General features: G+C 66.9%; 8 protein-coding genes. 7 read left to right on the forward strand and 1 reads right to left on the reverse strand.

The annotated features are described in order from the left end of the window. The first annotated feature begins 105 nt into the window (after positions 1-105). Complete coding sequence (locus GS4_RS21160; RefSeq protein ID WP_007624421.1) at positions 106-1,053, forward strand: AurF N-oxygenase family protein; 948 nt, start codon at positions 106-108, stop codon at positions 1,051-1,053. Beyond that, positions 1,053-2,684 (forward strand): FAD-dependent oxidoreductase, encoded by a 1,632-nt coding sequence (locus tag GS4_RS21165; protein ID WP_007624423.1) that lies wholly within the window; start codon positions 1,053-1,055, stop codon positions 2,682-2,684. Before GS4_RS21160 ends, GS4_RS21165 begins: the two co-directional genes overlap by 1 nt. Positions 2,685-3,255: 571 nt before the next feature. Here the strand turns inward: GS4_RS21165 and GS4_RS21170 are convergent. Further along, entirely contained in the window at positions 3,256-7,536 is a 4,281-nt protein-coding gene (locus GS4_RS21170) for a bifunctional nitrate reductase/sulfite reductase flavoprotein subunit alpha (RefSeq protein WP_007624425.1), read from the reverse strand. Between the two features lie 569 nt (positions 7,537-8,105). Here GS4_RS21170 and GS4_RS21175 point away from each other — a divergent pair. The 5 genes from GS4_RS21175 (at position 8,106) to GS4_RS21195 (ending at position 13,825) form a co-directional block, all read left to right on the forward strand. Beyond that, positions 8,106-8,945, forward strand: a complete 840-nt coding sequence (locus GS4_RS21175) for a type IV toxin-antitoxin system AbiEi family antitoxin domain-containing protein (protein WP_040511336.1) — start codon at positions 8,106-8,108, stop codon at positions 8,943-8,945. A 378-nt stretch (positions 8,946-9,323) separates the two neighbouring features. Further along, on the forward strand, positions 9,324-10,010 hold the full coding sequence (locus GS4_RS21180; RefSeq protein ID WP_007624429.1) for a response regulator transcription factor: 687 nt from the start codon (positions 9,324-9,326) through the stop codon (positions 10,008-10,010). Positions 10,011-10,035: 25 nt separating this feature from the next. Continuing rightward, on the forward strand, positions 10,036-11,592 hold the full coding sequence (locus GS4_RS21185; protein ID WP_007624431.1) for a HAMP domain-containing sensor histidine kinase: 1,557 nt from the start codon (positions 10,036-10,038) through the stop codon (positions 11,590-11,592). Between the two features lie 148 nt (positions 11,593-11,740). Continuing rightward, positions 11,741-13,207: a S1C family serine protease gene (locus tag GS4_RS21190; protein ID WP_007624440.1), complete on the forward strand. Its 1,467-nt coding sequence runs from the start codon at positions 11,741-11,743 to the stop codon at positions 13,205-13,207. A gap of 21 nt (positions 13,208-13,228) precedes the next feature. Next, complete coding sequence (locus GS4_RS21195) at positions 13,229-13,825, forward strand: MogA/MoaB family molybdenum cofactor biosynthesis protein (RefSeq protein WP_007624447.1); 597 nt, start codon at positions 13,229-13,231, stop codon at positions 13,823-13,825. Positions 13,826-14,619 lie beyond the last annotated feature (794 nt).

The raw sequence follows: 14,619 nt of genomic DNA on the forward strand, positions 1-14,619 counted from the left end.
CCGTCAGTATAGTTCCGCGTCTGTTTACTGAGTCACACCCCGGTGCTATCTTGACAACAGGCATTGTCATAACAGTGCTGATTGTCACGAAGGAGGACATCCGAGATGACCGCAGCGGCGCAGAGCACCAACCTCACCGACCCCACCGGTGACGACAACGTGATCAGTTTGCGAGACGAGGGCCCTCAGCAGGTCTCCGAACGCCTGCTGGCCTCGGCGGCTCGCCTCTCGCGCAACGCGATGACCGAGATCGACTGGTCGGAGCCGATGGACCCCACCAAGTACGGGTGCAGCCCTGAGTGGTCATCGCTCTACGGAACCGACTACTGGGACGAGCTCACCGAGGAACAGCGCATCGCGGTGACCCGTCACGAGTTCGCCTCGATCATGAACATCGGCATCTGGTTCGAGATGATCCTGCAGGAAATGGTCATTCGCGATCAGTACCTGGGTGAGTACCACAGCCCGGAGTACCAGTTCGCGCTCACCGAGATCGCCGACGAGTGCCGTCACTCCATCATGTTCGCCAAGGCGTCGGAGAAGATGGTCGGAACGTCGTACAAGCCGAGCAAGCGCGTCGGTCGCCTCGGCAAGCTCTTCAAGATGACCGCCAAGAACGAGGTCGCCTACGGCGGCATCCTGGTCGCGGAAGAAGTCCTCGACGTCTTCCAGCGCGGATGCATGCGTGATGACCGCGTTCTCCCGTTCATCCGCACCGTCAACGAGATCCACGTTCTCGAGGAGTCGCGCCACATGCGTTTCGCGCGTGAAGAGGTCCGCGACTCGCTGGCGGGAGTCAGCTGGGCTCGTCGTCAGTTCAGCGCCTACTACATCGCGGCCGGTGCGTACTTCATCGTGTCCAGCCTGGTCCAGCCGCAGGCATACGCCGACGCCGGTCTCGACGTCCAGCGGGCGGTGCGCGAGGCCAGGAACAACGAGCACTTCCACTCGATGGTGCGGTCGAGCTGCGCCCACCTCATGGAGTTCCTCGACGAGGTCGGTCTGTTGACCCGCCCCGCCGCACGGATCTACCGCAAAGTGCACATGCTCTGATGCCGTACGTCATCACCCAGTCGTGTTGTAGCGACGCGTCGTGCGTCTCCGTGTGTCCGGTGAACTGCATCCACCCGACTCCGGAGGAGCGCGGCTTCGGGTCGTCGGACATCCTCCACATCGATCCGGAGGCGTGCATCGACTGCGGGGCGTGTGCGGACGCGTGCCCGGTCGACGCGATCTTCCCGGCCGACCGTCTCGGTACCCGCGACAAGGTCTTCCTGGAGATCAACGCGAACTACTACAAGGAGAACGACGACATCACGTCCGGCTGGACCGACGTCGTCTATCCCGTCATCCCGAAACTGCCTCACGATCTCCGGGTCGCGGTGGTCGGTACGGGGCCGTCGGCGGGGTACGCGTTGCGCAAGATCCTCGACCGCACACCAGCGAAGGTGACCGTACTCGACAAGCTTCCGACGCCGGGCGGTCTCGTGCGGGCCGGAGTCGCGCCTGACCATCCGAGCACCAAGAACGTGATGCGCGGTTTCGATCTGCTCTATCGCGACCCGCGAGTCACGATGGCCACCAACGTCGAGGTCGGCGGCGACACCGAGAACGGTCAGATCACCCCGGCTGAGCTCGCCGAACACTTCGATGCCGTGTTCTACGCAGTGGGTGCGAGCGAGTCGCGCCGACTCGGCATTCCGGGTGAGGATCTGCCCGGTTCAACATCGGCGACCGAGCTGGTCGCCTGGTACAACGCGGCACCGGGGGTGCCTGTCGTCGGTGGCGGACACGACGTGGTGAACGCGGGACCACCGATCGTCGTCGACGGCTCACATCGAGCGGTCGTCGTCGGCACCGGCAATGTGGCGCTCGACGTGGCTCGGATCCTGGTGTCGCCGCCGGAGATGCTGGCCACCACCGACATCGCCGACCGTGCGCTGAAGCTGTTGCGCGAGCAGAACATCCACGAGATCGTCGTGTTGGGTCGGCGCGATCAGGCCAATGCCGCCTACACCTCTGCGGAATACCGTGCGCTGGCGACGATCCCGGGCGTCGAGGTCGTGGTCCACGACGAGGCCGACCCGAGCGCAGACGATCTGAGTGCGTTGAACCTGCGCAATCCTGCTGATCCGAGTCGCAGGCGCATAGTCTTCCTGTTCCACTCGTCTCCGGAGGAGATCGTCGGCGACGATCGGGTCGACGGAGTGACCGTGCGGACCGGTGAACAGCGTCATCAGATCGCGGCGGATCTGGTCGTCCGATCGATCGGCTATCGCTCCGTGCCCATCGAGGGACTGCCGTTCGACAGCGCGCGCGGGGTGTTCCCGAACGCGGATGGCCGTCTCCTCGATGACGCCGGCGAGGTCGTCCCGGGTGTCTACATCACCGGTTGGGCGCGGCGCGGACCGAGCGGTGGCATCGGTGCCAACAAACTCTGCGCCGAGCAGACGGTCGAGGAGTTCATCTCCGATGCCGTCGCGGGCCGCATCACGCGAACCGCGCGCGAGGCCAAGGAGTTCCCCAAGCTGCTGCGTCGGCGGACACGCGAACTGATCGGCTATCACGGCATGCGCGCCATCGACCGCAACGAGCGCAGGCTGGGTGCCGAGCAGGGCCGCCCGCGGGTCAAGTACACGCAGGTCGCCGACATGGTCGGTGCTGCGGGGTGGCGAAAGCGCTGATCGTGGGTTCGATGGGCGATACTCGACCGCTGGTCGAACCGCTCGATCGCGCTCGCGTGCGCCGTCTCCACCCGGAGGTGGGCACGTGGCGCATGTCTCTTCCACCCGCAGATGGTCGACACCGCCCGCGTCGATGCGCAGAATGGTGATTGAACCGTCGGGAGACGGCTTCTCGCCGGCCGGCCCCACCCTCACGGGGCAACGCCGATCGGCACGGCAACCGGTGGTGGCAGCCCGGACGCCTCCTCGCTGTGGGATCCCGCGCTCGACCAGTTCCGGTGGCGCACCACGGTAACCAGGCGGTACGCTCTTGTACCGACGGGAACCAGGTGTGTGACACGCATCGTCGGGAGGGTTCCCGTGCGACCTCTGCGCCACCTCGAGACATCGGACGTCAGTCCAGTTCCGTGCGGAGCAGGGGTCGGGCACCGAGCACAACGCCTCGGTGATCACGTCGGCAAACCCCGTGCGGCGTGATCTCCCGGACGTTGTGACCATCTGCGCGCGGGTGGCCCCCCGCGCACTCACCGACCGTGTCGGTAGGTCCCACCAGCGTCGTGTATCGCGGACGTCAGTAGACGTCCCTGACGTAGCGCTTCTCCGCTGCGAGTGCCTTTACATATTGATCGGCAGATGCCGGCGCGAGCTTCCCGTGCTGTGCGACGATCCCCCGGAGCGCCGCGTCGACATCCCGCGCCATCCGCCCGGCATCACCGCAGACGTACACGTGGGCGCCGTCGTGCAGCCAGCGATAGAGCTCCGCGCCGTGCTCACGCATCCGGTCCTGCACATAGATCTTCGACTCCTGGTCGCGAGAGAAGGCCACATCCAGCCTGGTGAGCAACCCGTCGCCGAGCATCGACGTCAATTCTTCCCGGTAGTAGAAGTCGGTGGCGGCGTACTGCTCGCCGAAGAACAACCAGTTCCGTCCGCCGTGGCCGAGTGCTCGTCGTTCATGCAGGAACGCGCGGAACGGCGCGATGCCGGTGCCCGGACCGATCATGATCATCGGGGTGTCGGGATCGGACGGTGGTCGGAAATGCGGTGAGCGCGTGACGAAGATGCCCACGTCCTCACTGGCGGCATGATCGGCGAGAAAGGTCGAACACACGCCGAACCGCGGTGTGCCGTGGATGTTGTAGCGCACGGTCGACACCGTCAGCTGCACCTCGTCGGGATTCTCGAGAGGGCTCGACGAGATCGAATACGACCGCGGGGCCAATGGTTTCACCACATCGATCCACTCGTCGACGGATGCCTCCACCCGGTGCTCGGCGAGGAGGTCGACCGATTGCCGTCCCCACGCCCAGTCGGAGAACGCATCCTTGTTCCCCGGTGCGATGAGGGACTGCAACTCGGCGTCGCCGGTACGATCCGCCACGAAGCGCACGAGCCCTGGTGTCACCCGGGCGAACTCGAGCCGCTCACGCAATGCCCGGCGCAGCGTCATTGTGCCGGCGTCGGGGAGGTCGACGACAGTGTCTCCGTCGGTTCCGGTCACCGACAACCATTCGTCGATGAGCTTCGGATGGTTGCGCGGCCACACGCCCAGCGCGTCACCCGTGGCGTACTGGACCGAGTCGGGGTCGATGCGGAAGCCGATGGTGCGGACGTCCTTCTGTGAACCGTTGCCGTTGAGACGGATGTTGCGTACCAGCGAGGTCACATACGGATTCGAGCGCGACGGCCGGATGATCTCACCGCGGGTGGGCGCCCCTGCTGATCGCTCGGACACGGCCACCGATGCCGTCACGCGTGGCGACGTCGCGCCTCCGCCGATGGGTGCCGCGCGCCTGCCGGCAGTCGTCGCTTCAGGTGCACTCGGATCGGGACTTGCTGGTGCGTCAGCGGTGGGGGAGGCGAGTTGGTCGGCGATGCGGTCCAGCCACGCACCGGCGGCGTCCTCGTACTCGGGTTCGCAGTCGACGCGCTCGGCCAGTCGCTGCGCGCCGAGTGCAGCGAGGCGATCATCGAGGGCACGTCCGTGGCCGCAGAAGTCGTCGTAGGCAGAGTCGCCGAAGGCCAGTACCGCGTACTGGATTCCGGCGAGGTCGGGGGAGTCGGCCACGAGCGAATCCCAGAAGGTGGACCCGTTGTCGGGGGGATCGCCGTCGCCGGTGGTCGAGCTGATGAACAGGATCGTGTCGCAGGTCGCGAGGTCGGCGACCGACTGTTCGTCCATCGACGCGGTGCTCACCGGGTGACCTGCTTCGGTGAGTCGGCCGGCCACCGTGGATGCGAAGTCCTCTGCCGTCCCCATCTGCGACGCCCAGAGAATCCGCACCGGTGGGCGCCCGGTGGCGTCCGCGTCGCCGTCGCCCGCGGCGAGCGCCGGTTGGTCACTGTCGGTCGGCGTCCCGACATCGAGGCGGGACCAGAGCCCGGCGAGAACCCCGTCGACGTACGTCGAGATCTCACGGCGCAGCGGAGCGCCGGGCGGCACGGTCGGTACCGCCGCGACCGGTGGATCGAGACGCAGACCGGCGATCAGGCCGGCGAGGTAGCGCTGCTCGTCGTCGGTCGGCGCGATGGTGATCGAGGTCGATACGCCCAGGGCCGATGCGAGCGAATCCAGTTGCGGCACCGGCGAGATCCTCGATTCGGGTGTCGGCGTGGACTGGGTCGCGCTCGGCGGGTCGACCGGCGGGAGCGGTGCCCCGATCCTGGTGAGGGTGACTGCGCAGATCTTGAACTCGGGTTGCTGCGACATCGGGTCGATCGCATCGGAGGTCACCGCATTGATGGCGAGATGTTCGCCGAACGCGTCGTTCCAGTGGAACGGGGCGAAGCAGTTGCCCGGCCGCACGCGATCGCTGACACGGGCCGGGAGGACGGCTCGCCCACGCGCGGATGCGACCTCCACGCGATCGTCGTCGCCGATTCCCAGGCGCTCGGCATCGTCGGGATGGATCTCCACGAAGGGGCCGGAATCGAGCTTGGTGAGTTTCGCGACGCGTCCGGTCTTGGTCATCGTGTGCCACTGATGCGGCAATCGACCGGTGTTGAGCACGAAAGGGTATCGGTCGTCGGGCATCTCGGCGGGGTCCACATGGGGCCGCGCGAAGAACTGGGCGCGGCGGGTCGGGGTGGCGAATGCGAGTTCGGGGACCGTGCCGTCATCGGTGCGATGCAACATCTGACTGCGGCCGTCGTTACGATAACGGATCGGATTGCGGCCCGGACCACCCGCTGACGTGTCGGTGGCCGGATCGGCCGGCGGACACGGCCACTGCATCGGCTGTTCCCGCAGTGCGGCGTAGGTGATCCCGCGGAGGTCGTAACCCGTACGGGGGTTGGCGAACCGTCGGATCTCGTCGAAGACCTGCTCGGCGTCGTCGTAGGTGAAGGCGTCCGCGTATCCCATCTCGCAGGCGATCCGGGCGATGATCTGCCAGTCGGGTATCGCCTGTCCGGGAGCGTCCAGCGCCGGCTCGAACAGGGTCACGGTGCGCTCGGAGTTGACCATCACGCCGGTCGACTCCGACCAGAGGGCGGCGGGGAGTGCGACGTCGGCGTAGGCGTTGGTCTCGGTGTCGGCGAACGCATCCTGGGTGATGACGAGTTCGGCACGCTCGAGGGCAGTGATCACCGTCGACCGATTGGCCACCGAGGCAACCGGATTGGTGCAGATGACCCAGCAGGCCTTGATCTGGCCGTCGGCCATACGGCGGAACATGTCGATCGTCCCGCCCCCGATGTCGGTGCGCAGTGTGCCGGATGCCAATCCCCATTCGGCCTCGACGAAGGCACGATCCTCGTCGGAGACGACGGCGCGCTGGCCAGGCAGGCCCGGGCCCATGTAACCCATCTCGCGTCCGCCCATCGCGTTGGGCTGACCGGTGAGCGAGAACGGGCCGCTACCGGTCCGGCAGATCGCGCCGGTCGCCAGGTGCAGATTGATGAGCGCGTTGGTGTTCCAGGTGCCGTGGGTGCTCTGGTTGAGACCCATCGTCCAGCAACTCATCCAGTTGCCGGCGTTGCCGATGAGTTCGGCGGCGCGGCGCAGATCGGCCTCGGGGATGCCGGTGATCGACTCGACCTCCGTCGGCGGGTACTGCGCGGCGAAATCGGGCATCTGGTCGAAACCGTCGGTGTGGGCGGCGATGAACTCGGTGTCGAGGTGTCCGTCGGTGATCAGCAGGTGCAGTAGGCCGTTGAGGAAGGCGAGATCGGTGCCGGGGGCGATCTGCAGGAAGAGGTCGGCCTTGGCCGCGGTGGCTGTGCGCCGTGGGTCGACGACGATCAGCGTGGCCCCGGCCTTGACGCGATCCATCAAGCGCAGGAAGAGGATCGGATGGCAATCGGCCATGTTGGAGCCGATGACGAGGAAGACATCGGCGTGGTCGAAGTCCTCATAGGAGCCCGGCGGACCGTCGGCGCCCAGGGACTGCTTGTAGCCGGTACCTGCGCTCGCCATGCAGAGCCGCGAGTTGGACTCGATCTGGTTGGTACCGATGAAGCCCTTCGCGAGTTTGTTCGCGAGGTACTGAGCCTCGGTCGACATCTGCCCCGAGACATAGAGGGCAACGGCGTCGGGACCGTGCTCGTCGACTATCGCTCGGAGTCGGGCGGCGGTGTCGGTGATGACGGTGTCGAGGTCGCCGGCCGTCGGGGGCTCGTCGCGCGCCGAACGCACCATCGGATGCTCGAGCCGTCCGCCGGAGTTGAGCATGTCCGCGGTCGTCGACCCCTTGGTGCAGAGACGGCCGGAGTTGGTCGGGTGGTCGGCGCGACCGGTGCTCTTGACGATGGTCGGCGAACCGTCGGGACCTGCGCCGACGGTCAGGTTCAGCCCGCAGCCGACGCCGCAGTACGCGCAGATCGATGCGACGGTTCGGGGCTCCACGTCCACAAGGCTCCGATGTCCGTGTTTCGAGGATCCGTGCCCGGCGTTACGCAGCAGTCAACTTGACCTCACAGGGTCGGGGACAGGTGTGTGCGCGGCCGTGACCTGGGTCTCGGGTGTCGGGGGGCGGCTTTGTCACGGGGCCCGGGCGACGGTGCGAAATCTGTACGAGAGCGGTGCGTGGATGCCGATATGTCGCCGGTGCGGCGCTGGGGTACAGATTTGGTGCCGGCTCGGGGGGCCGCGGGGCCGGGCGACGGTGCGAAATCTGTACGAGAGCGGTGCGTGGATGCCGATATGTCGCCGGTCCGGCGCAGGGGTACAGATTTGGTACCGGCTCGGGGTGCCGCGGACTGGTGTGTCCAGCGTTGGGTGGCCTACGAAATCGGTACCGGTGCGAGGTCCGGATGACGATATGTCGCCGGCCCAGCGCAGGGGTACAGATTTGGTACCGCGCGGAGGGCCGCATGGCATCCAGAGAGCTGCACGTCAAGTGCTCATTCACAGTTGCGGATCTGTCCACAGATGCCCTGAGCACGTCTCAGATCGGCGCGTCCGCTCCCGAGACTGAGCCCATGGATTACGCGTCGCTCATCAGAAACTTCGGCGGAGTGGTCTCGACCGCCCAACTCCTGCGGACCGGTGCCACCCCGCGTGAGATCCGCGAGGCGGTGGCGACCGGACACCTCACGCGGCTACGCCAGGGCTGGTACGCGACGCCCGACGCCGACCCGGAGATCCAGAACGCCGTGATGCTCGGCGGCACGCTCACCTGTGCATCGAGCTTGACGAGGAGTGGCCTGTGGGTTCCCGAATCGACATTGCACAAGTCGCACTATCGGAGGTCGCGCCATCATGAGGCGTTCCTCGGCCAGGAGTGCGGCCGATTCGGTCGGCCGACCAAAGTTGTTGCCGCAGTCGACGATGTGATGACGTCGCTCCAGTACGCCGCGCATTGCATCGACACCGAGAGTTTCATCGTCATCTGCGACTCGGCCCTCCACCTCGGCGTGGTGACGATCACCGAACTCGAGAGCGCGTTCGCGCATGCCCCCGACCGAATCCGTCGTGCGATCGACAGATGCGATGGTCGATCGGAATCCGGTACCGAGACGATGGCGCGACTTCGACTGATCTCGGCCGGGATGAGGGTGCGTATCCAGGTCTTCGTGGCTGGGGTGGGGCGGATCGACCTGATCATCGGAGATCTGCTGGCCATCGAGATCGACAGCTTCGCCCACCACACCGGTGAGGTGGCCTATGAGTCGGATCGCCTCCGGGATCGGAATGTCCTGCTCGCGGGACTCATACCGATGCGGCTCACCTATGCGCAGGTGGTCCACCGGTGGCCGCGGACGTTCTTCGACATCCAACAGCTGGTCCGGCGCGGCGTGCATCGCGATCGGAGCCGGTGAACCGCGCGTGCCCGGCCGGACCGCCCCGCCCCGCCCGGGAGGTGTACCAACTCGGTACGAGAGCTGTTGGTGGGCGACCATATGTCGGCACTTCGCCGCGGGGGTACTGATTTCGTACGGGCTGGGCTGGGCTGGGCTGGCCCGGGCCCGGCTGAACCGGGGTGCCCTGCGGGCGAGACTGACCGACGAGGGTACGAAATCGGGACGAGGGCGGTTGGTCGGCGACGATATGTCGTTGCCTCGGCGCTGGCGTACTGATTTCGTGCCCGCGCGGGACGCGCCTGGCGGGAGTGCACGCGGGCCGGCCGAGACAGAAACCCGACCCCGACCTCGGCGTTCCTCAGACGGCTCTCAGTCGTTGGAGATAAGACTGTAGACATGCGCATCCTCGTGGTCGACGACGATCGGGCCGTCCGGGAGTCCCTGCGCCGTTCGCTGACGTTCAACGGATACGCGGTGGAGACGGCCGGGGACGGCCTCGAGGCGCTCGAGAAGATCGTCGCCGACCGGCCCGACGTCGCCATCCTCGACGTCATGATGCCGCGGCTGGACGGGCTCGAGGTGTGTCGCCGACTCCGGTCGGCGGGCGATGACCTGCCTATTCTCGTCCTGACCGCACGCGACACCGTCTCTGAGCGGGTGTCCGGGCTCGACGCCGGCGCCGACGACTACCTACCCAAGCCGTTCGCTCTCGAAGAACTCCTCGCCAGGCTCCGCGCCCTGTTGCGCCGCGCCACCCCCGACGACGGCGCTGAGTCCGAGGCGCTCACCTTCGCCGACCTCTCGCTCGACCCGGTGACCCGCGAGGTCGCCCGCGGCGAGCGGTCCATCAGCCTCACCCGCACCGAGTTCGCCCTGCTGGAGATGTTGATGGCCAACCCGCGCCGGGTCCTCTCGCGCAGTCGCATCCTGGAGGAGGTCTGGGGATACGACTTCCCGACCTCGGGTAACGCCCTCGAGGTGTATGTCGGCTACCTGCGCCGTAAGACCGAGGCCGATGGTGAGTCGCGCCTGATCCACACCGTGCGCGGCGTCGGCTACGTGCTGCGGGAGACGCCGCCGTAGTGAGCACGATCGCGGGATTCTCCCGATGACGTCGGACACCGACACCCCCACTGCGCAGCGCGATGCCGTCGGTGCGCCGAGACCCCCTACCGACGCGACCCCTGGGGACCAGCACCGGTGGACCCGACTCCTGCGTCGCGGCAAGGCGCACGCCACCAAGGAGATGCGCGCACCCATCCCTCTCACGCGCGCGTTCTCGCTCAAGACGCGTGTGACCCTTCTGTCGGCGACGGTCGTACTCGTCTCGGTGGGTCTGATGGCTGCGGCCGCGTACTTCGTGGTCTACCGGGCGATGTACAACGAGGTCGATTCGCAACTGGAAAGTCGCGCCGACGGCATGACCGCACTCGCCAAGACGGGCATGCTCGACGATCGGCCGGAGTCGCTGGTGACCGGAACGGTGTTCTCCACCAACATCTCTCTGGCGCTCGTCCGCCCCGACGGCCGGTCGTACCTGATCGGCACCGTCCCGTTCGAGAGTGTGGAGCGCGACATCGCGAACTCCACCAACAGCCCCGGCAACAGCAACCAGAGTCTGCGGACGGTGCACAACCAGCGTGTGCTGGCCCGCAAGCTGGACGACGGCAACACCCTGGTGCTGGCTCAGAGCCTGCTGCACACCGACCGCGTGCTGAAGCGGCTGGCGTGGGTGCTCCTCGTGGTCGGTTGCGGCGGTGTCGCATTGGCGGCCCTCGCCGGGACCACGGTCGCGCGCGCCGGTCTCCGACCCGTGGCCCGACTCACCCGTGCCGCCGAGCGCGTCGCGCGGACGCAGGACCTCCGCCCGATCCCGGTGTCGGGCAACGACGAACTCGCGCGTCTCACCGAGAGTTTCAACACGATGCTGCGCGCCCTCGCCGAATCACGGGATCAGCAGTCACGTCTCGTCGCCGATGCCGGACACGAGCTGCGGACGCCGCTGACGTCGTTGCGCACCAATCTGGAGCTGTTGATCGCCTCCAGTGCGCCCGGTGCCCCGCCGGTGCCGGCTCAGGACATGGTCGAGCTGCGGTCCGATGTGATGGCCCAGATCGAGGAACTCTCCACGCTCGTCGGCGATCTCGTCGACCTCGCGCGGGAGGATGCGCCGGAAGTGGTCCACGCGGAGATCGACCTCACCGAGGTCGTCGACCGTTCGTTGGAACGAGTTCGTCGGCGGCGCACCGACATCGAGTTCGACGTGGAGGTAATCCCGTGGTTCGTCTTCGGGGAGGAGCACGGCATCAGCCGCGCGGTGCTGAACCTGCTCGACAACGCGGCCAAGTGGAGTCCACGCGGTCATGCTGTGGTCGTGCGGCTCACGCAGATCGATCCGCGCACCGCCGAATTGACGGTCGCCGATGCCGGGCCCGGGATTCCGGCCGAGGACCGTGAACTGGTCTTCGAGCGCTTCTATCGTTCGACGCAGTCGCGCTCGATGCCGGGATCAGGTCTCGGCCTGGCGATCGTCCGTCAGGTCATCGGGCGACACGGCGGCACCGTGCGGGCAGAGCAGTCCGATCTCGGCGGAGCGCTCATCCGGATGACATTGCCCGGTCGACCGACACCTGCGGAACCATCGCCGCGGGTCGTTCGTCAGTAGTAGGAAGGTCCGCGATGATGTACCGGCCATACAGTCGATCCCCTAGGGTTGACGCACCGGTCGCAGGCAGCCTGCCGTCGGCGGACCACCAGACCATTGAGGAGCGCCGTCGCGCCGGAGTCGGCGGCACGAGAGAACGAGGACGACGATGACGAGTGGCGGTTCGCACGGAGGCGGCCCGTACGATCCTCAGGGCACTCCGCCCCCGACGTACGGACAGCAGGGCCAACCGGGCTACGGCGCATCAGGTCACGAGACCCAAAATCCTGGTGGCGCATACGGTTCGGGTCCGGGTACGTATGTTCCGGGCAGTGGTCCCGGTGGCTACGGCGCGCCGCCCCCGCAGACGCGTGTGTTCCCCGGCGGCCCCGTTCCGGGACAGCCGGGATCGGGTGCGTTCCCGGCCCAGTCCCCGTACTCGCCGGCTCCGGGCAACACGACCTATGGTGCCGGCGCCTTCGGCACACCTCCGCCGGCCGAGCCCGCATCACCTCAGCCGCCCAAGAAGGGCGGTGGCGGCAAGGCGGCGATCGCCATCGGTGCCGTTGTCCTCGCGCTCGTCGCGGGTGGCATCGGCGGTGTGGTGGGTGCCACGGTGGACAACGACTCCACGTCCACGTCGACGGCGTCGCAGGACGGTCCGCTCGGCGGGGATCCGAACAGTCAGACCGCCGGTCAGATGGAGGCCCCGGAGGGCTCGGTCCAGGACGTCGCCGCCAACGTGTTGCCGTCGGTGGTCTCGATCGACGTCGTCGAGGGCAACCAGCAGGGTGAGGGCTCGGGAGTGATCCTCTCCGACGACGGCGTCATCATGACCAACAACCACGTCGTCAGCGCGGGCGGCAGTCGGCCGGCCAGCAACGTCTCGGTGAGCTTCGCCGACGGCTCACGGGCGGCCGCCAAGGTGCTCGGCGCCGACCCGGTCTCCGACATCGCCGTCATCAAGGCCGACAAGACCGGGCTGAAGCCGATCACCGTCGGTACGTCGAAGAACCTGGCCGTCGGCCAGGACGTGATCGCTGTCGGCTCGCCTCTGGGTCTGGAGAGCACCGTGACGACCGGCATCATCAGCGCGCTCAACCGTCCGGTTTCCACCTCGCGTGAGGCGGGCACCACTTCGGTCATCGACGCAATCCAGACCGACGCGGCCATCAACCCGGGCAATTCCGGTGGCGCACTGGTCAACGCGCGTGGCGCCCTCATCGGTGTCAACACCGCCATCGCCACGTTGGGCGGCGGTCAGGACACACAGGGCGGCAGCATCGGGCTCGGCTTCGCGATCCCGATCGATCAGGCCATCCGTGTCGCCAACCAACTCCGCGAGACTGGTAGGTCGACCCAGGCCGGGCTGGGTGTTTCCGTCCGACCGACATCCGACTCCACCACCCCGGGTGCGCTGATCTCGGACGTGACGGCCGGTGGGCCGGCGGCCAAGGCAGGCATCCCGGAGGGCGCGGTCGTGACCAAGGTCGGCGACCGGACCATCACCTCCGGCGACGCCCTGGTCGCCGCGGTGCGCTCGCACGCACCGGGCGACACGGTGGACATCACCTACACCGTTCGGGGAGCGCCCAAGACAGCGCAGGTCACACTCGAGACCCTCCGGGTCAACTAGTTCCACACGAAAGGCTGCACGATGAGCGACACCGGAACCACGGCCATCGACCCCAAGGACGTCGTGGCGGCGGATGCGGCCGCCCGGGACTTCGTTGCCCGGCACAAGGACGACGACGTGATCACCCGCGCGGCAGGCGACGAGGTCGGACGTGCGCTCGTGGTGGTCATCGACGACCGCGCGGCGCACGGCGAAGACCACCACGAGGCGCTCGGCCCGCTCGTCGGCGAACTGCTGACGGAAGCGGAGTTCCACGTCGACGCGACCCTGGTGGTCTCCGGCGACGAGGTGGAGATCCGCAACGCACTCAACACAGCGGTCATCGGCGGGGTGGACCTCGTGATCTCGGTCGGGGGTGTCGGGGTCGCGGCCCGCGATGTCACGCCCGAGGCCACCGAGCCGCTGCTCGATCGCCGACTCCGCGGCATCGAAGAAGCGGTCCGGAGTTCCGGACTCGCGGCCGGTGCGACCGACGGGGGGCTCTCGCGTGGACTGGCAGGGATCTCGGGTCAGACGCTCGTGGTGAACCTGGCGAACTCGCGTGCAGCAGTGCGTGACGGGATGGCGACGGTGACACCGCTGGCGAAATTCGTGATCGAGTCGATCAGCGAATTCTGATCATGCGACCCTGATCCGAGGCGATTGAGAATTCATTTCTGCGACGGCCCGACCGAGATTCGGTCGGGCCGTCGTCGTGGGCGGGAGGATCATGCGCGCCTCGACGTGCTCTGTCACTGATTTCACGTGAAAGGAACGTGGCCGCACCCGCGCACGCTCGTCCGATGCGGGTCGTGAATGCGCGCTTGTGAATGCGACAATCGGTCAATGGCAACGGAACCGGAAGGCAGTCGAGAACCCGCTGTGACCAGCGATTCCGACGACGTTGCAGCGGCGTGGCACCGGCGGAGGCGACTGGCGGAGATCTTCGGTGACGACCTACCCGATGTGACGGGGGACGAACGTGACCAAGGTCACACAGGTTCGTCTCAGGAGTGGTACGAACGGAACAAACCTCCGCATCACCAATAGCGCATGTACCTGCGAACATGGCTGCATCAGCGCGTTTTCCCTCCGTTAACATTCGGCCGTCGTCGATCCTGAATCTTGGCTTCGCGATCGTACGAGCGGGAGATAAGACACGGGTGATTGCTCCTGTTGCTCAGTTTGATCGCGCTCCGATAACGTTCCCCGCGACGACCTTCGGTGTCCCAGTAGGGGGCCGGACGGTGGTCCTGCGAACTGTTACGAGTGACATCGCAGCAGCGACCAGGGGTTTTCGGGTGGAACTTACCGAGCGGTACGCAAGCGGAAAGTCGTTTGCGTCCTTTACGGTGAGTTCTGTCGGGCGCCGAGGGTCAACTCATGAACACTTTTCGGTGTTGGTGGGATAACAGCCGAATCCTGTGAGAGGG

Source organism: Gordonia soli NBRC 108243 (genome assembly GCF_000334455.1).
GTDB lineage: Bacteria > Actinomycetota > Actinomycetes > Mycobacteriales > Mycobacteriaceae > Gordonia > Gordonia soli.

Coding starts and splice junctions, on each gene's coding strand:
- GS4_RS21160 (WP_007624421.1), top strand. CDS start 106: ATGACCGCAGCGGCGCAGAGCACCAACCTCACCGACCCCACCGGTGAC.
- GS4_RS21165 (WP_007624423.1), top strand. CDS start 1,053: ATGCCGTACGTCATCACCCAGTCGTGTTGTAGCGACGCGTCGTGCGTC.
- GS4_RS21175 (WP_040511336.1), top strand. CDS start 8,106: ATGGATTACGCGTCGCTCATCAGAAACTTCGGCGGAGTGGTCTCGACC.
- GS4_RS21180 (WP_007624429.1), top strand. CDS start 9,324: ATGCGCATCCTCGTGGTCGACGACGATCGGGCCGTCCGGGAGTCCCTG.
- GS4_RS21185 (WP_007624431.1), top strand. CDS start 10,036: ATGACGTCGGACACCGACACCCCCACTGCGCAGCGCGATGCCGTCGGT.
- GS4_RS21190 (WP_007624440.1), top strand. CDS start 11,741: ATGACGAGTGGCGGTTCGCACGGAGGCGGCCCGTACGATCCTCAGGGC.
- GS4_RS21195 (WP_007624447.1), top strand. CDS start 13,229: ATGAGCGACACCGGAACCACGGCCATCGACCCCAAGGACGTCGTGGCG.